This window comes from Microcystis aeruginosa NIES-843, assembly GCF_000010625.1.
In the GTDB taxonomy this organism is placed as follows: Bacteria; Cyanobacteriota; Cyanobacteriia; order Cyanobacteriales; family Microcystaceae; genus Microcystis; species Microcystis aeruginosa.
Window position 1 is genome coordinate 1,213,237 of sequence record NC_010296.1, and the last position, 22,179, is coordinate 1,235,415.

Genomic DNA, 22,179 nt, shown 5'->3' on the forward strand with positions numbered 1-22,179 from the left:
TTTATCATCACAGAACAAAAATAGCGTGGGTTTCATTTTTGAATTGGCGCTCTTACAAAAACCTAGCCACCTTTACTCGATCGATAAATTACGATCAAACCAATTAGATTAACTATCTACTTAACTGTTGGTTTGCGGAATTTGGAAGGAGAAGGAAAATATTCTACCCGTTCATTTTTAAGAGCTTGTGCCATAAAATCGCGCCAAATGGGAGCGGCAAAACCACCACCGGTGATACCTTTGCCTAAAGTGCGGTTTCGGTCATCTCCAATCCACACTGCGGTGGCTAATTGGGGAACATAACCGACAAACCAGACATTTTTCTCGTTATCGGTAGTACCGGTTTTTCCCGCTGCTGGACGACCGATTTGGGCCGAGGTTGCTGTTCCTCCCTGAATAACTCCCTGTAGGACAGAGTTAAGAGAAGCGGTGGCCCAGGGGTCTAAAACTAGCTTCGGTTTGGGTGTATTATCGAGCATGACGTTACCGCGACTATCGGTAACACGCATGATAAAGGTAGGATCGGAATGCCAGCCATTACTGGCAAAAGTAGCGTAGGCCCCCGCCATTTCCAGAGGGGTAACATCCACGGAACCCAAAGGTAAAGAGGTCACGGCAATTAAAGGACTCTCGAAACCCAACAGACGACAGACTTCAATGACTTTATTTATCCCGACACGACGACCGAGAACAACTGCGGGAATATTCAGAGACTGCATCAGAGCGCTACGCAGGGAAACTTGACCAGAATAGCCGCCACCGTAGTTTTTTGGGCTATAGAAGCCGCCGGCCTCGCGAAAACGAATGGGAGCATCATTAACTACCGTTTCGGGGGTAAAACGACCACTAGCGAAGGCAGTATAGTAAACGAAAGGTTTAAAAGCTGACCCCGGTTGACGACGGGATTGGATGGCGCGGTTTAATTGACTTTTATTGTAATCAACGCCACCGACGAGCGCCTTGACGAAATGGGTGCGGGGATCCACTGCGACTAGAGAAATTTGTAGGTCTTTGGTGCGAATACCGCGACGACGCAAGCTATTATAGGCCCGTTGGATGGTGGACTCGGCCATGTTTTGAAAGTCGAGATCGATCGTGGTTTGAATCCGCATTCCCCCTTTAGTTAGGGTTTCTTTGCCAAATTTTTGCCGCAATTCTGCCACCACTGCATCGGTAACGTAGGGTAATTTACTTTCTTGCCAAGCGGTGGGTTTACCCAGTTTCAGAGGTTCCTTTAAAGCGGCCTCTTCCTGTGCGGGGGTAATCCAACCTAAAGTACGCATCCGACTGAGAACCAGTGCCTGTCTTTCCTTGGCGGTTTTATAATTATTAAAAGGACTATAAACTTCCGGCGCTTGGATTAAACCAGCCATCATCGCCGATTCTGCTAAATTTAACTGGGCAGCGGGTTTATTAAAATAACTTTTAGCGGCGGTTTGCACTCCGTAATTATTATGACCCCAATAGATATTATTGAGGTACATTTCCAGAATGTCATTTTTGCTAAAAACCTGTTCCACTCGTACTGCCAGGACCGCCTCGGCTAATTTACGGCTAACGGTGCGCTGATGGGAGAGAAAAATATTTTTGACTAACTGCATGGTGATAGTAGATGCACCTTCCACCACACCGCCACTTTTCCAGTTAGCGACTACTGCCCTGCCGATACTATTAGGATTAATACCACGATGGTGATAAAAATGGCTATCTTCGATCGCCATCACGGCGCGTTTTAGATTGGGAGAAATTTGATCGAGTTCCACCACCTCCCGATTCGCTTCCCCGTGTAAGCTGGTCAGGGGTCTGCCTTTAACATCGTAGATATAACTGGTTTCCGTGGGGACGTAACCCCGTAAAATCCTCACATCGGGTAGATTGCGGTAACTAATCGCTAATCCTACCACAGCCCCAGTCACCACGGCCGTGGATACCATCAACAGGCCGAGAACAGTTCCCCCTGCGACTCTGGAGACTCCTTGGAAAAAGCTATCCGAGTCACTACTAGGTTTCTGCTCTTTGTCTTGATTGCCGAGGGTACTGGTGGACACGATGGTTACAATTTCCTTTTTCCAAGAGGGGACTGATCGATCGAACTGACTTGAAAGTCTATTCTAAAGGTTGTGTTAAAAAATTGAATACTAGCTTACAGCAATTATGGCCGATCTGGCTCTAGTTTGATCGGTCATGACAGCGCGATTCGGGGCAGCATAGTTAGGTATCAGCGACAAAATAGGGTATCGCGGGTATTTCTGCCAGTTACTGGGTTAGTTCCCGTCGCTCTCTCACAAAGATATTTTTCCACATCGGAGCGAATAATTGCATCGGTAAAATCGGCCCCGTCGATAATTGCACCTTTGATTAAAATGTTAGTGGCAAAAGCTCCTTCGAGAACGGCATTGGTAAAGTTGGCTTTGGTTAAACGGGCCGATTCTAAATCCACATTTCTCATATTGGCATCGCTAAAGTTGGCCCCCTCCAAGTTGGCAGAAAAAAAGCGTACTCCTTCCAGGTTGGCACGACTGAAGTTACTACCGCGCAGATTAGAGTGATCGAAGGTGGAATCGCGCAAATCCTGCCCCGCAAAGTCATTATCGGTCAAATTACGGTTATTATAACTTAGCGCCTGGGCCGGAGCTAAAGAGGATAATAATACTAATATACTAGCAACCAAGGTTAGTAGAGTTTTGCGAGAAAATTGCGCCATATTGCCACCTGATCAATCAACCTTTTCTATAATAAGCTGTACTGGATTTAAACCGCATATCGGGAATTTTAGTACAAATGCTCGAACTAGCCGCCCCCCTATAGCTTCCAAACAGGATTTATGATCATTAGACCTCTTGGATAATTAATTTTTGATGGTTCAAAAACGGCAAAAATAAGAATTAAACTGCCTAAAATCTGTAAATAGACCATTTAGTTAATTATTATTCATTCTTAATTCTCCTGACGACCGGCTACTGACTCCTAACCCTAACAACAATTTTTAGTTTTCACAAGAGGTCTATTACCCGGCACTCGTTGACAATTATCCCCGGATTTACCAAGGGCGATCGATCTGCTAGATTTTTGATGTTGGATATCTTAGACAGATATGGCTGGTCATAGTAAATGGGCAAATATTAAACGACAAAAAGCCCGAGTTGATGCCAAAAAAGGGCAAACTTTCACCCAGTTATCCCGGGCCATTATTGTGGCTACCCGTAACGGTGTTCCCGATCCGGCGGGCAATTTTCAGCTACGCACGGCGATCGAAAAAGCCAAGGCGGCCGGTATTCCCAATGACAATATCGAAAGAGCGATCGCTAAAGGGGCGGGAACTTGGGAAAATGACTCGGCTTTTGAGGAAATTCGCTACGAGGGTTATGGTCCGGGGGGTGTGGCGATCCTGATCGAAGCACTGACCGATAATCGCAATCGCACAGCGGCGGCTCTGCGGGCGGCTTTTAGCAAAAATGGCGGTAATTTAGGTGAAACGGGCTGTGTGGGCTGGATGTTTGACCATAAGGGGGTAATTCGCCTTGAGGGAACTATTGATGAGGATAAGCTTTTAGAAGCTTCCCTAGAGGGCCAGGCCCAATCCTACGAGTTTTTTGACAGTGAGGAGGAAGGTCAAGGAGCAGAAGTATTTACTGAGGTGTCTAACCTGGAGAGATTGAATAAGGTTCTGCAAGCAGCGGGATTTAAGGTCAAAGAAGCAGAATTACGCTGGATTCCCACTAATACCCTAGAAGTGAGCGATCGAGAACAGGCCCGTTTTTTATTGAAGTTAATCGACACCCTAGAATCCCTCGATCATGTGCAATCGGTAACGGCTAATTTTGATTTAGTCGAGGAATTGATGTTACTGGATCTGTGATCCTAAATTCCTAGGCAGTGATCACTGATCAGATTTGATTTTTCAGTGCGCGGTATGAAGTGAGAGTAAGTAGTGGGACAATCTTGATTACTGATCACTGATTACTGTTTACTGATCACTGATTACTGATTCTGGGCCTGATCAAGAGATAATCTGTCCCCAAAATCCCGTAAAAATTCGGGCTCTTCGGGACTTGGTATGGTTCGATATGGGGGCATAAATCGACTGAATCCTTATCTGGCAATAGATTTAATTGATTAGTTCGCTCTAGAGCAAAAACAATTGACAAAAATCGCTAAATGCCTTTCTATATAAGGGTTCCATCCCTTATAACCCCCGTCCATTGCATAACACAAACCGAAGAGCCAAAATTCGGGTTCCGTCTTTGAGAATATGAATTTCCACTTGATCCGATGCCCAATTAATCTGATCTTCCAGAGCGGGATTGAGGACATGAATCCGTTGATTGCTAGAAGAAACGGGAGAATCGGGGGAATGAATAGCGAGGGATTCCACATAGGCCCCATCCACCAAAATATCTAACTGGGCCAATAATTCTTGAGAGTGAGGCGGTGCTTGGGTTGAGCGCAATTGTTCGATCGTAAATCCCGTGAAGGACATCACATTTAAGCCTTTTTCTTTAACATATTTAGCTAATTCTGTCAAGGCTTTTGCTTGCCAAAAAGGTTCACCTCCGGAGAAAGTTAGGCCACTATTGCGGGGATTAGCCAAAATTTTGGCAGCTAGAGACTCAACAGTAATTAATTGATTGATCTTAAAGGACCAGGAAGCTGGATTAAAACAACCCCGACACTCGCGAGAACAACCCTGTACCCAGACCACGGCCCGACAGCCAGGGCCGTTAACGGCGGATTCATCCACATAGCCCATGATATTGAGATGATGGGCGGGAATTTGTGCTAATTGGGCAGCAATAGTCAGACTCATCGCTTATAATCCTCGATCGATTCCTATCTTTTTCATGCTAGGGAAAAAACGACAAAAATCGATCGCTCTGGCAATGATTTGTTAACCTTTGACACACAGCACCTGCTTGAGAGTGGCGACAATTTCCACTAGATCCGCCTGTTGATTCATCACCTGTTGGATCGGTTTATAAGCTCCCGGAATCTCATCAATAACTCCCTCATCCTTGCGGCATTCAACCCCTTGAGTTTGGGCGATTAAATCATCAAGAGTAAAGGTTTTTTTAGCCAGATTTCTCGACATCAAGCGCCCGGCCCCGTGGGAACAGGAACAGAAGCTATTATGTTCTCCTTTGCCCTTAACAATATAAGATTGCGCTCCCATGGAACCGGGGATAATACCATAATCGGTTTCTCTAGCGCGGACTGCTCCTTTGCGGGTGACATAAACCTCCTCCCCAAAATGAATTTCTTTTTCAGCATAATTGTGATGACAATTAACCACTAAGAGGGGTTTAGTTGGTTTGCCTCCCGCTAGATGTTTTTCAACAATGCGTTTAAATCTAGCCATCATAATTTCCCGATTATAACGGGCATATTCCTGCGCCCATTGTAGATCGTGCCAGTAGGCGGTAAATTCTTCTGTACCGGCAACAAAGTAGGCCAGATCGAGGTCAGGTAATTTACCTTCTGCTAGTTTTGCTAACTCTTTGGCCGTATCAATATGACATTGTGCCAGTTGATTACCAATACCTCTAGAACCGGAATGGAGCATTAACCAAACTTGATTGTCTGTATCTAAACAAATTTCGATAAAGTGATTACCACCCCCCAGAGAACCCATTTGTTTAAGGGCTTTTTTCTCTAGGTTCTGCACGCCTCGATGAATCTGTTTAAATTCCGCCCATTTTGGCCATTTAGTCACTTCCCGATCTACTTCTTTATTTTCCGCAAAACCGACGGGAATATTCGCCTCTACATCGAGGCGAATTTTTTTGAGTTTTCCCTGCAATTGTTCGCCAGTAAAAGGCATTTTTAGGGCAGCCATGCCGCAACCGATATCGACTCCGACGGCGGCAGGAATTACGGCATCTTTGGTGGCAATCACCGAACCGACTAAAGCGCCTTTACCCAAGTGAACATCGGGCATTAAAGAAATGTGTTTATAAACAAAAGGTAGGGAAGCGACATTTTTGGCCATTTGGGTTTCTTGGGGTCCTAATTCATGCCCCGCCCAAGATAAAATCGGTGTCGGTGTGGAAATATCCAGAGTTTCGTAAGCCATAGTTTTTATGAAATAATCAGGTAAAAAGCCGATGTAACCAAGACAATAAGGCAATTGAGATTCTGCGATGAATTAGATAAATTGTGATCGGCGATCGTGTTTTAGCGCCAGAGGATAAGCTGTTGACTATCTAAATTACTCGTTCAGACTGCCCTCCGGGAGAATTTTTGACTTTCACCGCAGGTTTACCGACTACTGTAATACTACCAAAAAGGTTCGGATACCTACACTATCGAGAAAGCGGGGTTATTTTGCACTATAGAGATAACGAAGGAACTGATAGGGGTGGGTATCGCCTAAAAACCGAGTACAGTTCCGATTCTAGAAGTCACTATAGTTGTATCGGAGCAGCACAAAGATTATGGGAAAAGTAGTTGGAATTGACTTAGGGACGACTAACTCCTGCGTTGCGGTTATGGAAGGGGGCAAACCCACCGTTATCGCCAACGCCGAAGGATTTAGAACCACGCCCTCAGTCGTCGCCTACGCCAAAAGTGGCGATCGCCTAGTAGGACAAATCGCCAAACGTCAAGCGGTAATGAACCCGCAAAATACTTTTTATTCCGTCAAACGCTTCATCGGCAGGAAATTCAACGAAGTTACCAACGAAGCCACAGAAGTATCCTACAAAACTCTCCAAGACGGCAACGGCAACGTTAAATTAGACTGTCCCGCCCAGGGCAAACAATTCTCCCCCGAAGAAATTTCCGCCCAGGTACTGCGGAAACTGGTGGAAGATGCCAGTAAATACCTCGGCGAAACCGTTACCCAAGCAGTCATCACCGTACCCGCTTATTTTAATGACTCCCAACGTCAGGCCACCAAAGATGCCGGTAGAATTGCTGGGATTGAAGTTCTCCGCATTATCAACGAACCCACTGCCGCCTCTCTTGCCTACGGATTAGACAAAAAAGCTAACGAAACCATTCTTGTTTTTGACTTGGGTGGGGGAACCTTTGACGTATCGGTTCTAGAAGTGGGTGATGGTGTCTTTGAAGTTCTCGCTACCTCTGGAGATACTCATCTCGGTGGTGATGACTTCGATAAAAAAATCGTTGATTATCTAGCCGGAGAATTCAAAAAAGTTGAAGGAATAGATCTCCGTCAAGATAAACAGGCCCTGCAACGTCTCACAGAAGCGGCAGAAAAAGCCAAAATTGAGCTTTCTAGCGTTACCCAAGCGGAAATTAACCTGCCCTTCATCACCGCTACCGCCGAAGGGCCAAAACACCTAGATACTACCCTAACCAGAGCTAAATTTGAGGAAATTTGCGCCGATTTAATTGATCGCTGTCGGATTCCCGTCGAAAATGCCATCCGTGATGCCAAAATCGATAAATCTGCCCTCGATGAAGTGGTTCTCGTCGGTGGTTCAACCCGGATTCCCGCCGTCCAGGAATTAGTTAAAAAAGTTCTGGGCAAAGATCCTAACCAAAGCGTTAACCCCGATGAAGTGGTAGCCGTCGGTGCTGCCATTCAAGGTGGTGTTCTCGCCGGTGAAGTCAAAGATATTCTTCTGCTTGATGTTTCGCCCCTGTCTTTGGGTGTGGAAACCCTCGGCGGTGTGATGACGCGGATTATTACCCGCAACACCACTATCCCCACCAAAAAATCGGAAGTTTTCTCCACGGCAGTAGATGGACAAACTAACGTGGAAATCCACGTCCTGCAAGGGGAACGGGAAATGGCCAAAGATAACAAGAGTTTGGGAACTTTCCGACTCGATGGTATCCCTCCCGCTCCTCGTGGTGTGCCTCAAATCGAAGTGGTCTTCGACATCGATGCTAACGGTATTTTAAATGTCACCGCTAAGGATAAAGGTACAGGAAAAGAACAATCGATCAGCATCACCGGCGCTTCTACCTTGCCCCAAAATGAAGTGGAACGCATGGTTAATGAGGCAGAATCGAACGCCGCAGTCGATAAGGAACGTCGCGAACGCATTGAACGCAAAAATCAAGCTGAAAACGTGGTTTATCAAGCTGAGAAGCAGTTAGCCGAGTTGGGCGATAAGGTTCCCCCATCCGAGAAAAATAAAGCCCAGGCATTGATTAAGGAACTGGAAGAAGCGATCGCTCAAGACGATGATGGTAAGATCAAAACCATCCTACCGGAATTACAACAAGCCCTCTACGCGATCGGTAGCAGTATGTATCAGCAAGGGGCCCCTAGTAATCCCACCGGTGGCAATGATGGCAATGGCCCCTCTGGTGGTGCTGGTGGTGGCGATGATGTCATCGATGCGGAATTCTCCGACGCTAAATAAAAATTAAGTTCCTAGCTTCGGCAAGGACACAATTTACTTTGTGTCCTTTTTTCATTGCGGCTTTCTTACAGATAAGGTTGTTACTGAAAATTAGGACTAAACTTAAGTAGGGTCTGCTGAATAAATGTGAAATGTAGGCAAGGTAGGGATTTTGTGGCTTTACGAGCGAAACAGGTGCAGGATTTTGAGAGAATCGTGCTTCAAAACCTTGCGTCTTCATCGGCCCGCGTCCTGTAGGGGCGAAGCATTCGGGCAATAACCTATCGGTGAAACCGTAGATTTTCTATCCGAATGCTTCGCCCGTACTTTTTGCCGCCAACCCTAAGTAGAGCATCTTGGAGAACTAAGATTAAGAAAATGGAAATTTACCAATTTAGCCAACGCCAGACAATTATTATGGCTATTCTAGTCCTCTATCTCGGTAAGTATTTAACCAAAAATATCAAATTTCTGCAAGACTATAACATTCCTGATGCCGTTGCTGGTGGTGTCTTAGCTTCCTTATTTTTCGGTCTATTTTTTGCTGTTTTTAAATGGCAAATTGAATTTACCCTTAATGTTCGGGATGCCCTGTTAATCGTTTTTTTTACTACTATCGGGCTGTCCTCAAAACTAAAAACCCTGCTGCAAGGGGGTAAACCCTTGCTAATTTTATTAATAACCGCCGTGGTTTATCTCATTCTACAAAATTTAGCTGGGTTAGGAGTGGCAAAAGTGATGGGATTAGATTTACCCATCGGTTTGATTGCTGGTTCCGTTTCTTTGAGTGGCGGTCACGGGACTGCCATTGCTTGGGCTTCTATTTTTCGTGATAATTATGGCATCGCCAAAGCATCAGAAATCGGTGTAGCTAGTGCTACTTTTGGGCTAGTTTTAGGGGGAATTATTGGCGGACCGGTGGCTAAATGGTTAATTACTAGAAATCGACTGCGAGCCAATAATCAAGACCAAGATTTAACGGTGGGAATTAAACAAAGCCAGAGGAATGTCAATATCGATTACAATACAATGCTCCATTCAATCTTAGTGATTGGTTTAACTATCGGTTTAGGTAATCAGATTAACTACTGGGTAACTCCCCTTGGTTTAAAATTACCGGATTTTGTCCCCTGTTTATTGGCAGGAATTATCCTGACTAATACCGTACCTTTGGTGTTGAAACGCTTTCCTTGGCCCGCTAATACGCCCTCTTTAGCCTTAATTTCTGATGTTAGTCTCGGTTTATTCCTATCTATGTCCTTGATGAGTTTACAATTATGGACATTGATCGATTTGGCCGGACCGATTGCTATCCTGTTATTAGTGCAGTTCTCACTCAGTATTATTTATACTGTTTTACTGGTCTTTCCCGTAATGGGAAAAAACTATCATGCTTCAGTAGTTTGCGCCGGTTATTTGGGTTTAACTCTAGGGGCAACTCCCACAGCGATCGCCAATATGACCGCGGTGACGGAACATTTTGGGGCTTCTCCCCAGGCATTTATTATTGTTCCTTTGGTGGGGGCATTTTTTATCGATTTGTCTAATGCTTTTATCATCCAGCAATTTTTGAATTTTCTGACTTAAAAATTTTTATCGATCAAGTAATTTTTGAGGAAAGTTGACTAATCTTTTCCGTCAAGATTGGCAAAAGCTTGCAGTAAAATCGGAATAATACCAAATCCGTTTTTAATAGTATCATTAACTGCCAATCAAGCTTTAAAAACCCAGTTATGGATTGTTTCTTGCTGCTCCGGCACTCCCCGTTTCCACAAGGACACAAGTTACCTTGTGTCCTTTTTCAGGCTCAAAATCGGAAATTAGGCCAATCCGACTAATTTAGCGCTGTATTCCCACATTTTTGCGCCTCTTTCATCGTCGCGAGCTTGAGGAGAAACCCTTTGAACAAAGGATTTACCCTCTTTTTTCTGACGATTGCCCCAACTCCAGTAAGCACCGGATTGACGGTATTCGGGGTCAGCAACCACCATAGCGACTCTTTCCCCGGCTAATTCTTGGGAAACATAGCCACCGGTGATATTTTTCTGGAACCAGGGGAAAAACTGCTGGAAAAAGGGGTAATGGTTGCGGAAAAGGGGTGTATCGGCCACACAACCCGGATAGAGGGAAGTAAAAGTGATTCCGGTCGATTGGTGATAGCGTTTGTGCAGTTCCCGCATGGTGAGAACATTACACACCTTACTATCTTTGTAGGCTTTGACCGATTCAAATTTTTTGCCGTCGGCCATAGTAATCGGCTCTTTGAAACCCTTGGCAAACCCTTCCAAATCGCCCAAATCGGGACGAGGAGGAATTTTACCGCCTAATTCATCGGGATTATGGGTGACAGTGCCGAGAATGACTAAACGGCGGTCGGGAGAGGGAGAATTTTTTAGATCTTCCAAGAGCAAATTTGACAACAGGAAATGACCTAAATGATTGGTGGCCATGCTCAATTCATAACCGTCGGGACTTCTTAAGGGTTCTTTGAGCAAAGGCAGATAGATAGCGGCATTGCAGACTAAAGCGGTTAGAGAGCGGCCCAAGGCCCGGAAATTTTTAACGAAGCGCCGGACGCTATCGAGGGAACCGAGGTCGATAAATTCAATACAGTAGTTATCCCGGGGAATGTTCAATTCCTTGGCAGCCTGTTCCATTTTCGGGATATCCCGACAGGCCATAACCACAAACCAACCTCTTTGAGCAAGGGATTTAGCGGCGTAGAGACCGACTCCAGAAGTTGTCCCAGTAATGATCACCGTGGGTTTTTTATCTTGTATCATTTTTTGATAATTTTCGTTAATCGCTCTGGTCTAGGGAATATCCAAAGGATTCCGATTATAAATTTTATCTCAAATGTCGGGGTTTCATCCCGTCGCTTTTAGGGACGGGATGAAACCAAGCGCCAATATAAAACAGCACTTCGACACATTTCGACAGGCTCAATGTAAAGGCTCAACGTAAAGGCTCAGTGACACGAAGCACGATTAAAAATAAGCGTCCAGTCTCCTGACAAAATCTCGAATAACTTCTTCTTGTAAGGGTCTTGACCTACTCAGGCCAAATAGCTACCATGTAAGTAGAGCGGATAGGGTAATCAACCGCTTTAAAAACCCATGTAGTCTAACCACTACGCTATCTGCACCTTGACAATTAAAGATATGGGGTTCTACTCAATAGTTCTAGTTTCCCCCTGCTCGTGATGTAAAATCTTTACAGGAAATAGACAAAGCAGTATTTGAAGCTAACGTTTCAATTCAAGCAAACTTTGTACCCCCCCCTTGCCCCCCCCGACGTCGGGGGGGGGCAAGGGGGACTATCGTAGGGCATACGAAAAGTAACGCTTAGGGAGAGAACCACCTCTGGGTTGGATAACGCAAGGCATCTAATTTAAGTGGACTCGTTGAACTAAGAATCCCGAAGCGCTTAGTGCGACGGGAGTGTCAAATAACTTCAAATTTTCGTGAGTGTTCACTTATCAGTGATCAGTGATCAGTTATCAGTGATCAGTTATCAGATTTAAGTTTACCGATCTTCCCACTTCCCACTTCCTCACTTCCCCACTTCCCCACTTTCCGATTCATAATTCATAATTCATAATTCCCGATTAACGAATGGGTTTAGCTAAATCACCGACTTTAAAACCATTACCGGTAATGATGCGACCGACGCTAGATTGACCATCAGCTTCGACAATTTCGAGAGTGCCAATCGGTTGAGTAATCTGACGGATAACCTTACCCGTTTGCGGATCCTTGACCGTTTGAGTCGTCCGTTCGATGGAAATGCGTAAACCGACACGATAGCCTTCTCCCGTACCTTTATTGAGAATTACCTGATTTCCCGCCACGGCAGCCACTAAAGCGGTGACAGTCGGGAGCGAGCGAGGTGTAGCGGCGATTTGGTCGGCTTTATCATTGAGATTATCCACCACCCGCGCCACTGCCTTATCGGTGGCAATACTGAGTAATTTCCCTTCATTGGAAGTTTGGGAACCACCCCCAACGCCTAAAACCACGGTTGAACCATCGGATTGATTGGCAGTACCATCTCCCTGAGCGGTGGTAATAATTTCGGCCGTGGTGGTATTAATTGCCCGGACATTTAACTTGACAAAAGCATCGGTTTCTGTCTTGGCGGTGCTAAAAATAATAAACGAGCCACCGGATTGTTTTTTTTGTAAATCGAATTGGGTAATCGAACCGATAATCACCACATCTACCCCCAAAATTTGCCCGATTTGAGCGGCGGTAGCGGCATCTACCCGTCCCGAAGCCCCCAAATTCTGTTCTCTGAGGACAGCATCAATGCGACTGCGCTCAATGACTGTATAGCGACCACTTTCCACCAATCTATTGACGAGAATATCACTGACACCACTGGCTCCACCATTGAGAAATGTTAACCACTGGGGATTACTGAGACCGCTATAATCGAAGTCTAAAACCGCTACTCGCACCTTTTCGCTTTTTTGGGCTAAGAGTAGGGGTAAATTGTTAGAGATAGCTTGGGAGAAAGCCGGTGCGTTAAAGCTAAAACCCAAACTAGAAGCGACTCCCACAAGGGTGATTAGGGCAGAAAAACCACGGATACTATCTCGATCGAACATGATAAGGGGTTCTCCAGTCAAATAGAATATAGATCATAATACATCTGAAAATTGCTCTAACTATCGAGAGTGATCAAGAGCGAGAATTTTGAATGGCAGTAATTAAACCTCTCACCTCCTCGGTTCCCTCGGAAGCTTCAAAGGAAGTGGGAAATTTACCCTTAGCAATCATCCGCAATCCCAAGGGGGCAATACTTAATAAACCCTGTAAATCGCGCCAATAATTGCCCACCACATAGAGGCCGAATTTGCGTTCATCAACCCATCCCCCTGCTTTGACTAATTCCACTAAAACTTTCCGGTGACGAATGGGACGACTACTATCGTCCGACTTGCGAGCGAGTATTTCCTGTTTAATTTTACTAATCTGATCCATGGGAGCCACTTCCATGGGACAAACCGCATTACAGAAATAGCAGCGCGTACACCCCCAAACCCCTGCGGTGCCTTGATTATAAAGTTCTAGGCGACTTTCCTGATTACCATCGCGGGAATCTGCTAGGGTGCGCTGCGCTTTTGCTAAAGCGTGGGGACCGACAAAATCGGGATTCACTTGCTTGGCATTACATTCCGAATAACAGGCGCCGCACATAATGCAGTTACCCATCTGATTGAGATTGGCTCTTTCTTCTGGAGTTTGCAGAAATTCTCGTTCGGGAATGGTGCGTGCTTGACTACTGATATAAGGTTCAACCTTTTCTAAATCGTCCCAAAACGGTTGCATATTGACGATTAAATCCCGGATAATCGGTAAATTACCCAGAGGGGCGATCGTGATTTCGGGAATTTCTCCGGCATCTTTTTGGCTACAATGGTTTAATTCACTGGCGATATTTTTTTGACAAGCCAAGGCCGAACGGCCGTTAATTTTCATCGCACAGCTGCCACAAATTGTATTGCGGCAATTTTTACGAAAGGCCAAAGTTCCATCAAGTTCCCATTTGATGCGATTAAGGCAGTCGAGAATTGTATTTCCCGCCTCCACCTCTAGGGTAAAATTTTCTAGGTAGGGGGTGTCGTTGGGTCGTTGACGCAGAATTTTAAAAGAAACTTCCATACTCGGCACGGGGATGAGGGACTCCTAATACTCAGGATAATCGATGTTAACGGGCCAAAGGGGAGCTAGTAATGGTAATTAATCCTTAAGATTTTCCCCGGTCGGTTGAGCCAAGGGGTGGGTATCTAGACCTAATCATAGATGGGCAAGTCGATGGAAAACAGTTTAATCACCCCGGATTTACTGCTCTGGGTCATTAGTTTTTTGCCAACTCCAACCAGAAGTATAGTTTCTCAATTCCTTGCTAGGTATAGCTTGATCGGTTTTATGTCCTCACTTTCTCCTCCCTGTTTTCCTCGCACCCGACCAAAAATTGCGAGAGTCTTAACCAAAAATTTCCTCTCCCCCACAAGGTTTACACTTACTACCTAGTCTGGGGTCTTCTTAGCACGATTGTCATCACCGAACCATCAGTTTTAAAAAATTTATTATTCCCCTCTAGACATTTTTGGCAAGATTTTTGGTATGATCAATTTGTCAGTGTAAACTTAATTGACAGTCAGTCAAAAATCAAGGGACATTTAAAAGTACCATGAGTGATATCTCTCCTACTCCCCTAACCGGGAAAGCTCTACTACAAAAAGTCAAAGAGTTGGCCCACTTACCCCGTCGCGAAACGGCAAAACGTTGTGGTTACTACTCCCAAAGTAAAGATGGTCAAGTTCGGGTCAATTTAACCGACTTTTACGATGCTGTTTTGGGTGCAAAAGGGGTTCCTCTCGATCCCGAAGGCACTAAAGATGGCCGCGGCCGCGAACCCACTTTCCGGGTTAGTGTCCACAAAAATGGTCAAATCGTCATCGGTTCCACCTATACCGAACAAATGAACTTGCAGCCCGGCGATGAATTTGAAATCAAACTTGGCTACAAGCACATCCACCTCAAACAAATGGAATCAGAAGAACCAGTAGAAGCTTAAATAGGTTACGGAGTAGGGATAAGGATAAAAAAAATCGGCAGTCAAAAGGGCTAGTTTTGACAAGACCGACCAAAAAGACAATATAGATTCTTATCCCTAATTCTAACCCCTGACCGCCTCTTTCATCAACTCGAGGGGTTTTCCTTAAGCACTTTTTCTTCTTTTTCGCAACCCCCTAGGGATGGATTTTTGTTGGAGCTAGGCTTTTCCAGAGCAAAGTTCCACAGTTATCCTATGCCTAGGGGGTTGGTTTTATGGGTGTTAGGAGACAGGAGACTCCGAGTTAGTATTCAGGAGATTATTTTTGTTTATTCTTCCCACACCCCACACCCCACACCCCACACCCCACACCCCACACCCCACACCCTACACCCCACACCCCACACCCCACACCCCACTTCTCTAACACCTAATTGACAATGGACATTGCTGCCTTAATAAAAATTATTATTTTCCTGTTAGTCTGGTTAATTCTCTGGCTGCCCATTGCCATTGTTTTAGGGAGTCGTTTGGGATGGCAACCGCTGCAAGGGACAAAACCTGACCAGAAATTGCCACTGGTGGCCTCTCTTTACGTCTTGGCTCCCTTAGTTATCTGGGGATTATTAAAGATAGAGGGGAGCAGCCTCCATAATTACGGATTAATTTGGTCATTTTCCCTATTTATCTCCCTAACTAAAGGATTAATCCTAGCAGTGGTGGGATTAGGGATAATTTTTTTCCTAGAGGGGATTTTGACATGGGTACATTGGCAGCCCAAAAACCTCACTCGCGCTTTTTTCTTGAGTTCACCCCTGTTGATAGTGGCCCTCTGGGTGGGTATTACCGAGGAATTAATCTTTCGGGGCATCTTTTTGAGCCAATTAAGCCAAGAATACGGTTTTTGGGTGGCGGGAGCCATTTCTAGCCTAATTTTTGCCCTGCTGCACCTGCTTTGGGAACGTCAGCAAACGCTGCCGCAACTACCCGGTTTATTTCTGATGGGGATGGTTCTGGTCTGGGCGCGGGCGATCGATCATGGTAGTTTAGGATTAGCTTGGGGACTTCATGGCGGTTGGGTATGGGGATTGGCCTTGCTAGACAGTGCCGAATTGATGTCTTACAGCGATTCTGGGTTAGCTTGGGTTAAAGGTATCTATAACCAACCTTTAGCGGGTTTAGCCGGCATTCTTTGCCTCTTGGGGACAGCTTGGGGGTTAAACTTGCTTCAGTAGCCAAAAGCCGGTAAAAGTGCGACCAGAATCATCCGGTTGTATGAGGAGAAAGTGTAAACCTTGGCCTTCCTCTTTGGTTGCTTGATAAGCATTGGCTGCCCGGGCCACTTCTTCATCTTCGTAGGTCAGGAAAATCCAACGCTCATTTAGACCCGATTCCAAGACTAAACCGCCCGATCGCCCCGTTTCTGTGGGAATATGATCGATAAATACTGGGTTAATTTCCTCTAACCAACGAGCGATCGCCAGAGATTTTTTACCACCGGTAATAACCACACTGGGGATCATTAAAGTGGAGGCTAAACCTAGTTTTAAAGGAGAAAAGGCCTCTGGTAGGGAAAGAATCGGTATTCGGCGATCGCCAAAAAAGTTAACTAAATCAACGGCGGGAAAACGAGCAAAACGCCACTCTTGACCTAAAAATTGGTCGGGTACGGGTTGTGGTGGAGGATAGTCGATATTTATGGGGATTTGCCGCAATTCTAGCTGTTTTTTCAGGGCGTTAACGTGACGGGTTAACTCGATTTTGATCTGTAAATTCTGACCAGCGAGGAGAAATAAATTGGCGCATTGGGGGCGAAAAACTTGGATAATTTCTGGGGGGGAGACTTGACAAGCTTGCTGTAACTGTTGGGTTAACCAGTCGCTATTAGCTTGGGATTGGGGACAGGAATTTTCATAGATAAGATGACCGAGAGGATCGGAAATTAACAATTGCCAGACTGTGCCAAGAGGGGAAGAAGATGAAGATTTATAAAAATCCGCTTGCCAAATAGTCATAATTCAGTAAAAAGTCACCAGTAAAAAGTCAAAAAATGGTCAGGAGTAGAGGTCAACTAAAAATTTTACCTTACCAAGACTTTTAAAATCTAGGAGCGAGACAAAAAAGGCTATATACTAGGGAAAGCTATAGCAAAAAATATCGAGACAATGGAAGAAAATTGGCTAGAAATTGGGACAATAGTAGCACCCCAGGGACTGGAGGGAGAATTGCGAGTTTTATCGGTATCAGATTTTCCCGAACGTTTTCAGAAGCGAGGGATGAGGGGAATACAAGGACCCCAGGGGGGAGAAATCCGAGAAATTACTCTGCTCAGGGGACGTGAGCTACCGGGCAAAAATGTTTATGTTATCAAGTTAGAGGGGGTTGAAAATCGGGAACAAGCCGAAGCTTTGCGCGGATATAAATTATGGGCGAATAAACTAGAAAAACCGCGCCTAAAAGCGGATGAATATCATGTTAGCGAGCTAGTGAACTTAGAGGTTTATCATCACCTTACAGGAGAAAAAATCGGGGTTGTGGTAGATATTTTCTGGGCGGGTAATGACATTTTAGCAGTGCAACTAGAAGCAAATCTCGCCTCTGTCAAGAAAAAAAGTCCATCCTCCGACTCAGAGGCCAGGGCCTTGGTCCCCTTCGTCAAAGAAATTGTTCCACTGGTGGATCTGAAAGCGGCACGCATCGAGATTGCGCCACCACCGGGGTTATTAGAGATCAATTTATCCTAGTGGGACTTAAACGATCAACAAGAGTATAATAGAGTATAATCGTTACAGAGTAAGCACTTGACGTTGAGAGAGCAGCGATGAAAGAGACAACCCCAGCCGCAATGCCCCCATGCTTTGACCGATGGTGTCGGCGGTTTGACAATTGCTTCAAAAACGAAGCGCAAAAAAACGGCTTCAGACAATATTTAGGAGGATTATTAGGGGAAAGTGAGAGGAAAAACCTCACTCAAATGGCCAATAATGCCGTCGGAGTAGTTTATAACCGATTACATCACTTTTTGACCGAATCGACTTGGTCAGACCGTAAGGTAAATGAATGTCGGTTGCAAGTGATGAACCAATGCCGCCAGACGGGAATCCCCCGAGGATTTGCGCTGATTGTCGATGACTCAGGACATCGAAAAAGCGGCAATCTGACCGCCGGAGTTGGGAGGCAGTACCTGGGAGAAATTGGCTCCCACAGACAAGGGAATAGTCACCGTCACTACCCATCTCTACGACGGGAAAAAAAGTTGGTAATGATTCGGTAGTAGTGGCGTAGCCCTCTTGCTTACCTGGTATGAATTGTGTAAAATATTTATTAATAAAAATAATTGCAACCCGCTCAGTCTTTAAACCTCTAGCTTGATCATGACTTTTCTAATAACTGGACTTCCCCGTTGACAAAAAGCCATAACCTATGCTGTAGGAGGGATTAAGAGAATTTCCAGCACCCCGTTACTGGGTACAAATCAGGGAAACTCCCAATAAATCTAACGCTTTTTGTTGCAGTTGAGTCGGTCGAGTTATCTTAGAAAAACGATAACTTCCCTCTCTAATCGTACATTCCACTGTATTCAAGCAAATTGTCCCCAGGTCTTCCAACAAAGTCCGAAAACTATGCACAGGAAAGTTCTCTTGATTCCGTTTTTTTCTTTCCTTAGATTGCACCGATTCACTGCGACTCGCTTTAATCACATTCAGAGAACCATCATCAATTTCTTCATCCTCAAATAACAAAGGAGCCAAAGACTGTTTTAAATGCCATTCCACATAATAAGCCAACATACATAAAAAGGCTCTTCGTTACCCTTTATGCTAAATCAACATACAAGATGCCAAGATAACATACTTCTAACCCAAAAATTCCGAAAGTTTCTCAAGCCATAGCCTCTCCGTTTTATTAGTTTAAGTTTATTGTTGATTCCCTCGACCACCCCATTCGTTGTCCTTCGCTCAAAATAACTAATGATTTCTCCAAACCAGTTTCGGATTGTTTGACAACTCTTGGTAAAAACAATGGAGGATTTTGCCAACCATTCCGAGATGGATAGCAGTCCCTCTGTCGGATTCTTTGAGGTTTCATAAATCTTTCTGAATTCTTCCTTTAATTCCTGCATCTTTTTCAAATTTGGGAATTTTTCTTTGATAGCTTCTAGTTTAATTTTTTGGGGTTCCGTTAAATCTTCTTCATTTTTTAACAGGCTATATTTACTTCGCTTTAAAACTTCTAGCTTCGCTTCTTTTTCCGCTTTCTGTTTTTTATTTTTCTGCGCTTCTACGGCTCTTTTTTCCGCTCTTCTCTGTTCGTCTAACTCTTGATTAATTTGTTTCATGACATGGAATCTATCGGCGACTACCTCGGCCGATGGCATCAATTCTTTCACCAAATTTTTATAGGGCAACCAAAGGTCTATGCTCACTTCTTCAATTTGCTCTAACACCTCTTTTCCCCACCCAGTAAGCGTTTCCCTCAACTCTTCTTGTGTTCGCTTCTCTAGAATAGCTATTAGTTTTCCCGTATCTAAATTTACTAAAACCGCACAGTAATTTTTTTGTCCTTTGACTAGAGCGATTTCATCAATTCCTAGTCTTTTTAATTCCGATAGGTCTGGCTCTGTAATTTCTTCGGCGATGTCCTCTATCATTCTTTGAATCTCTTCTTCCGTTACGTCATTTATTCGACTAACATTTAAAATATCTCCTTCTTTTAATTGTTCGAGTATATTTGCGGCTAGTCTTTTCGTATAGGTTCGTTTCTTGGCGACAAAATCTAACTCTTCGCTCAAGGGTTTCTGACAATTATCGCACTTAAATTGACGACGATTAACTTGTAGGTATACTGGTTGACCTGAGATTGGTAAATCTTTGACTAAATGTCGATGATTTTGGTGGAGTTTATCGCTCTCTAACCCACAACGAGGACAGGTTGCTTTTTGATTTTTCGATTCGATTCGGCAAACTATACCGATATTTTCTAGGTGTAGATAGCCTTGAATACAGGTTCCTTTTAGGTTCAAAAATTTGTCAAGTATCATAAGTAAAATAATCTCGTTTTTGGCTATTATATCAAATCTTAACTCAATTGTCTATCTTTTGGTATTAACCTGTTTGTGCCTTAAGTCCTTCCCTGTATGGATTTCAGCTACTTTTGAGCGTAGGCGCTCTCATCGAATTTTATTTTAAGTTAATTATTTGCATAACAATTCCCGAAGAGCCTGAATATGTCTCTACCGCTATAATGAAGTCGCAAAATAAAACCTTTGCTTGAACCGATGACGACTTCCTTGACTGAGAGTCTCACCCTTGAAGATTTCCTCAAATTGCCATATTTGGAGGATTCTCCAGCATGGGAATACTTGCATGGAGTCGCAATTCAGAAACCCATGCCTAAGACTCGACACTCTATCCTGCAAAAACGTCTTTTAGCTGAGGTTGACAGCCACACTGCTGATTATACAGCCTTACCTGAGTTGCGATGTACCTTCGGCGGGCGTTCGATCGTTCCTGATGTGGCGGTAATTGCCTGGAATCGAATTAACCTAAATGAAGCAGGTGAACCAGAGGACGACTTTAGGGAAGCACCTGATTGGACTATCGAAATTCTTTCACCGGATCAAAAGGTAAACCGTGTAATTGACAACATTTTACATTGTTTAAAACACGGCAGTAAATTAGGATGGATGCTTGATCCAGATGATTATTCTGTTTTAATGTTTACTCCCCAACAAGAGCCGGAAGTTTGCAGAGGGGATCACCAACTTAAGGTAATTGCAGGGGTTCAGTTGACACTGACTCCACAACAAATCTTTGCCTGGCTAAAAGTTAGTCAAGCTAGACAGAGTAAGTAGAAGTCGGGGGAGAAGCACGAGGACTAACTTGGTCGTTAGACGGAATTCAATGCTTTTAAGGTTAAGTAAGTGGTTATAATTAAATTGAAGATAGATTTTGTCTTTGATCCCCCCTGCCTCCTTGATAAGGGTGGTATATGATAATTTTTAACACCTACCTACTTATGACGTTGAAAGAATTTTTTAAGCGGCGATTTGAAGAACTAGATGAGCAAGCATCCCAATTAGAATCTTCTAAAAAAGTTCTCCAAAGAGAGATAATTGGCACTGGTGAATTTATCGATAGCTACTTACTTTTAAGCTGGAAGGTAAAAGTAAGAAACTTATTGTCTAAACTTTGTGGTGAAGATTCTCAGTACTTTAAACAATTTGAGCGGAAAGAGAACGGGCATACAACTTATGGGATGTTTAAGGCATTTAAAGCGGTATTTTTGGCAGCAAAAGAAGATTTTGAGGGTGGTTATCTCTCGTCTATTAAAACACTGGTTCAAGCCGAAGTTTTTGATTCTCAGCTTGAACAAGCAAATGAGCTTTTTTCTAGTGGTTATTATACCGCTGCGGCTGTGATTGCAGGAGTTGTGTTAGAGACGGCATTGCGAGAGTTATGTGATAGAAGTGGGATTCCGCATGGGAAGTTAGGGACTTGCGCTTTGATAATGTACCATTTATGGCTTGTCTGATTCTTCTACAGAGCGACTGTCTGGCTGGGATATTATTCCTACGCAGGTCCTTTAGATAAAATGAATTCCGACTTGGCAAAAGCTGGTGTATATAACAAACTTAATCAAAAGCGAATAACAGCGATCGCAGATATTCGTAATAGTGCTGCCCATGGAAAACAGAATGAATTTACAGTTCAAGATGTTTCTGACATGATTAAAGATGTTAGCCGATTTCTTGCCGACTACCTTGTAGATTAGCTTGTCTAACAAGTGGGATAGGAAATTATCGGCATTGGGATTTTTCCCTATTGAATTATGACTGAACTGCTCCAACAGGCGATCGCTAAAATCCCAGAACTCCCACCCGATCAGCAAGATGCGATCGCCGCTCGATTTTTGGCAGAGTTGCGGGATGAGGAAAAGTGGGAAACCCGTTTTGCTGCCACAACAGACGAGCAAGGGGAGACGATGGCAGCAATGGTGCGGCAGGAAATAGCGGAAGTTGACATACCCCACGCCGTTTACGACGTGGATTCTTCTCGCATCACTGCTGTGAATTTCTGGCTCAACGAGTCCACTTGAATTAGATTCCTGGCGAAATCCCACCCAGAGGTGGTTCTCTCCTCAGACTTTCGCGACCTTACAGAAGCCTGTTTTCGGGGTCCCCTACGATACAGTTCAAAACCTCTAAAATAATTGGTTTCTCTGGTACTTGACGCTGAGAGCTTTTACCTATAGGAGCACTCCCCTAGAGAACCCCATAACTCTAGTTTTCAAGGTGCGT

General features: G+C 44.4%; 20 protein-coding genes and 2 pseudogenes. 11 read left to right on the forward strand and 11 right to left on the reverse strand.

What is annotated here, in order from left to right:
• Nucleotides 1-116: 116 nt before the first annotated feature.
• Both MAE_RS05985 and MAE_RS05990 read right to left on the reverse strand, forming a co-directional pair.
• Nucleotides 117-2,048, reverse strand: coding sequence for a transglycosylase domain-containing protein (locus tag MAE_RS05985; protein ID WP_012264775.1), 1,932 nt, complete (start codon nt 2,046-2,048; stop codon nt 117-119).
• 170 nt (nt 2,049-2,218) lie between these two features.
• Complete coding sequence (locus MAE_RS05990) at nt 2,219-2,704, reverse strand: pentapeptide repeat-containing protein (RefSeq protein ID WP_012264776.1); 486 nt, start codon at nt 2,702-2,704, stop codon at nt 2,219-2,221.
• A 390-nt stretch (nt 2,705-3,094) separates the two neighbouring features.
• Between MAE_RS05990 and MAE_RS05995 the strand changes: the two genes are divergently transcribed.
• Nucleotides 3,095-3,859 carry a YebC/PmpR family DNA-binding transcriptional regulator gene (locus MAE_RS05995; RefSeq protein WP_012264777.1) on the forward strand — a complete coding sequence of 255 codons (765 nt, stop codon included), beginning with the start codon at nt 3,095-3,097 and terminating at the stop codon, nt 3,857-3,859.
• A 115-nt stretch (nt 3,860-3,974) separates the two neighbouring features.
• Here MAE_RS05995 and MAE_RS33995 read toward each other — a convergent pair whose 3' ends face one another.
• From MAE_RS33995 to MAE_RS06005, 3 genes are all read right to left on the reverse strand, one after another.
• Complete coding sequence (locus MAE_RS33995; RefSeq protein WP_012264778.1) at nt 3,975-4,148, reverse strand: hypothetical protein; 174 nt, start codon at nt 4,146-4,148, stop codon at nt 3,975-3,977.
• 38 nt (nt 4,149-4,186) lie between these two features.
• On the reverse strand, nt 4,187-4,807 hold the full coding sequence (locus tag MAE_RS06000; protein ID WP_012264779.1) for a 4Fe-4S single cluster domain-containing protein: 621 nt from the start codon (nt 4,805-4,807) through the stop codon (nt 4,187-4,189).
• 81 nt (nt 4,808-4,888) lie between these two features.
• Entirely contained in the window at nt 4,889-6,070 is a 1,182-nt protein-coding gene (locus MAE_RS06005) for an RtcB family protein (RefSeq protein WP_012264780.1), read from the reverse strand.
• Nucleotides 6,071-6,431: 361 nt separating this feature from the next.
• Here MAE_RS06005 and dnaK point away from each other — a divergent pair, with 361 nt between their 5' ends.
• On the forward strand, nt 6,432-8,336 hold the full coding sequence (gene dnaK, locus MAE_RS06010) for a molecular chaperone DnaK (RefSeq protein WP_012264781.1): 1,905 nt from the start codon (nt 6,432-6,434) through the stop codon (nt 8,334-8,336).
• A gap of 357 nt (nt 8,337-8,693) precedes the next feature.
• On the forward strand, nt 8,694-9,902 hold the full coding sequence (gltS, locus tag MAE_RS06015) for a sodium/glutamate symporter (protein WP_002795469.1): 1,209 nt from the start codon (nt 8,694-8,696) through the stop codon (nt 9,900-9,902).
• 233 nt (nt 9,903-10,135) lie between these two features.
• Here the strand turns inward: gltS and MAE_RS06020 are convergent, their stop codons facing one another.
• The 3 genes from MAE_RS06020 to MAE_RS06030 form a co-directional block, all read right to left on the reverse strand.
• Nucleotides 10,136-11,098, reverse strand: a complete 963-nt coding sequence (locus tag MAE_RS06020) for a protochlorophyllide reductase (RefSeq protein WP_002795465.1) — start codon at nt 11,096-11,098, stop codon at nt 10,136-10,138.
• Nucleotides 11,099-11,922: 824 nt separating this feature from the next.
• A complete protein-coding gene (locus MAE_RS06025; protein WP_012264783.1) occupies nt 11,923-12,924 on the reverse strand; it encodes a CsgG/HfaB family protein in 1,002 nt (333 codons plus the stop codon).
• 73 nt (nt 12,925-12,997) lie between these two features.
• Nucleotides 12,998-13,981: a succinate dehydrogenase/fumarate reductase iron-sulfur subunit gene (locus MAE_RS06030; RefSeq protein ID WP_002795461.1), complete on the reverse strand. Its 984-nt coding sequence runs from the start codon at nt 13,979-13,981 to the stop codon at nt 12,998-13,000.
• Nucleotides 13,982-14,513: 532 nt separating this feature from the next.
• On the opposite strand from MAE_RS06030, the gene MAE_RS06035 reads away from it, so the two are divergent.
• Nucleotides 14,514-14,900, forward strand: coding sequence for an AbrB family transcriptional regulator (locus tag MAE_RS06035; protein ID WP_002795460.1), 387 nt, complete (start codon nt 14,514-14,516; stop codon nt 14,898-14,900).
• A 419-nt stretch (nt 14,901-15,319) separates the two neighbouring features.
• A complete protein-coding gene (locus MAE_RS06040) occupies nt 15,320-16,114 on the forward strand; it encodes a CPBP family intramembrane glutamic endopeptidase (protein WP_012264786.1) in 795 nt (264 codons plus the stop codon).
• On the opposite strand, the gene MAE_RS06045 is transcribed toward MAE_RS06040, so the two are convergent.
• Nucleotides 16,097-16,894 carry a Tab2/Atab2 family RNA-binding protein gene (locus tag MAE_RS06045; RefSeq protein WP_012264787.1) on the reverse strand — a complete coding sequence of 266 codons (798 nt, stop codon included), beginning with the start codon at nt 16,892-16,894 and terminating at the stop codon, nt 16,097-16,099. The genes MAE_RS06040 and MAE_RS06045 overlap by 18 nt on opposite strands.
• A gap of 150 nt (nt 16,895-17,044) precedes the next feature.
• Here MAE_RS06045 and rimM point away from each other — a divergent pair, with 150 nt between their 5' ends.
• Both rimM and MAE_RS06055 read left to right on the forward strand, forming a co-directional pair.
• The gene (gene rimM / locus MAE_RS06050; protein WP_002795455.1) at nt 17,045-17,623 is read left to right on the forward strand and encodes a ribosome maturation factor RimM; all 579 of its coding nucleotides are present in this window, start codon (nt 17,045-17,047) and stop codon (nt 17,621-17,623) included.
• Nucleotides 17,624-17,700: 77 nt separating this feature from the next.
• Nucleotides 17,701-18,136 (forward strand): annotated as a pseudogene (locus MAE_RS06055) (transposase); the annotation flags it as partial.
• Between the two features lie 204 nt (nt 18,137-18,340).
• On the opposite strand, the pseudogene MAE_RS06060 reads toward MAE_RS06055, so the two are convergent.
• Both MAE_RS06060 and MAE_RS06065 read right to left on the reverse strand, forming a co-directional pair.
• Nucleotides 18,341-18,679: pseudogene (locus MAE_RS06060) on the reverse strand (tail length tape measure protein); the annotation flags it as partial.
• A 26-nt stretch (nt 18,680-18,705) separates the two neighbouring features.
• A complete protein-coding gene (locus MAE_RS06065; RefSeq protein ID WP_012264790.1) occupies nt 18,706-19,920 on the reverse strand; it encodes an ISL3-like element ISMae36 family transposase in 1,215 nt (404 codons plus the stop codon).
• Nucleotides 19,921-20,157: 237 nt separating this feature from the next.
• Here MAE_RS06065 and MAE_RS06070 point away from each other — a divergent pair, with 237 nt between their 5' ends.
• The 4 genes from MAE_RS06070 (at nt 20,158) to MAE_RS06080 (ending at nt 21,977) form a co-directional block, all read left to right on the forward strand.
• The gene (locus tag MAE_RS06070) at nt 20,158-20,733 is read left to right on the forward strand and encodes a Uma2 family endonuclease (RefSeq protein WP_012264791.1); all 576 of its coding nucleotides are present in this window, start codon (nt 20,158-20,160) and stop codon (nt 20,731-20,733) included.
• Between the two features lie 164 nt (nt 20,734-20,897).
• Nucleotides 20,898-21,413, forward strand: coding sequence for a hypothetical protein (locus MAE_RS31705; RefSeq protein ID WP_012264792.1), 516 nt, complete (start codon nt 20,898-20,900; stop codon nt 21,411-21,413).
• A gap of 60 nt (nt 21,414-21,473) precedes the next feature.
• A complete protein-coding gene (locus MAE_RS34475) occupies nt 21,474-21,653 on the forward strand; it encodes a hypothetical protein (RefSeq protein ID WP_050766277.1) in 180 nt (59 codons plus the stop codon).
• Between the two features lie 57 nt (nt 21,654-21,710).
• Complete coding sequence (locus tag MAE_RS06080) at nt 21,711-21,977, forward strand: hypothetical protein (RefSeq protein ID WP_012264793.1); 267 nt, start codon at nt 21,711-21,713, stop codon at nt 21,975-21,977.
• Nucleotides 21,978-22,179: the final 202 nt, after the last annotated feature.

Coding starts and splice junctions, on each gene's coding strand:
- MAE_RS05990 (WP_012264776.1), bottom strand. CDS start 2,704: ATGGCGCAATTTTCTCGCAAAACTCTACTAACCTTGGTTGCTAGTATA.
- MAE_RS05995 (WP_012264777.1), top strand. CDS start 3,095: ATGGCTGGTCATAGTAAATGGGCAAATATTAAACGACAAAAAGCCCGA.
- MAE_RS06000 (WP_012264779.1), bottom strand. CDS start 4,807: ATGAGTCTGACTATTGCTGCCCAATTAGCACAAATTCCCGCCCATCAT.
- MAE_RS06005 (WP_012264780.1), bottom strand. CDS start 6,070: ATGGCTTACGAAACTCTGGATATTTCCACACCGACACCGATTTTATCT.
- dnaK (WP_012264781.1), top strand. CDS start 6,432: ATGGGAAAAGTAGTTGGAATTGACTTAGGGACGACTAACTCCTGCGTT.
- gltS (WP_002795469.1), top strand. CDS start 8,694: ATGGAAATTTACCAATTTAGCCAACGCCAGACAATTATTATGGCTATT.
- MAE_RS06020 (WP_002795465.1), bottom strand. CDS start 11,098: ATGATACAAGATAAAAAACCCACGGTGATCATTACTGGGACAACTTCT.
- MAE_RS06025 (WP_012264783.1), bottom strand. CDS start 12,924: ATGTTCGATCGAGATAGTATCCGTGGTTTTTCTGCCCTAATCACCCTT.
- MAE_RS06030 (WP_002795461.1), bottom strand. CDS start 13,981: ATGGAAGTTTCTTTTAAAATTCTGCGTCAACGACCCAACGACACCCCC.
- MAE_RS06035 (WP_002795460.1), top strand. CDS start 14,514: ATGAGTGATATCTCTCCTACTCCCCTAACCGGGAAAGCTCTACTACAA.
- MAE_RS06040 (WP_012264786.1), top strand. CDS start 15,320: ATGGACATTGCTGCCTTAATAAAAATTATTATTTTCCTGTTAGTCTGG.
- MAE_RS06045 (WP_012264787.1), bottom strand. CDS start 16,894: ATGACTATTTGGCAAGCGGATTTTTATAAATCTTCATCTTCTTCCCCT.
- rimM (WP_002795455.1), top strand. CDS start 17,045: ATGGAAGAAAATTGGCTAGAAATTGGGACAATAGTAGCACCCCAGGGA.
- MAE_RS06065 (WP_012264790.1), bottom strand. CDS start 19,920: ATGATACTTGACAAATTTTTGAACCTAAAAGGAACCTGTATTCAAGGC.
- MAE_RS06070 (WP_012264791.1), top strand. CDS start 20,158: ATGACGACTTCCTTGACTGAGAGTCTCACCCTTGAAGATTTCCTCAAA.
- MAE_RS31705 (WP_012264792.1), top strand. CDS start 20,898: ATGACGTTGAAAGAATTTTTTAAGCGGCGATTTGAAGAACTAGATGAG.
- MAE_RS34475 (WP_050766277.1), top strand. CDS start 21,474: ATGAATTCCGACTTGGCAAAAGCTGGTGTATATAACAAACTTAATCAA.
- MAE_RS06080 (WP_012264793.1), top strand. CDS start 21,711: ATGACTGAACTGCTCCAACAGGCGATCGCTAAAATCCCAGAACTCCCA.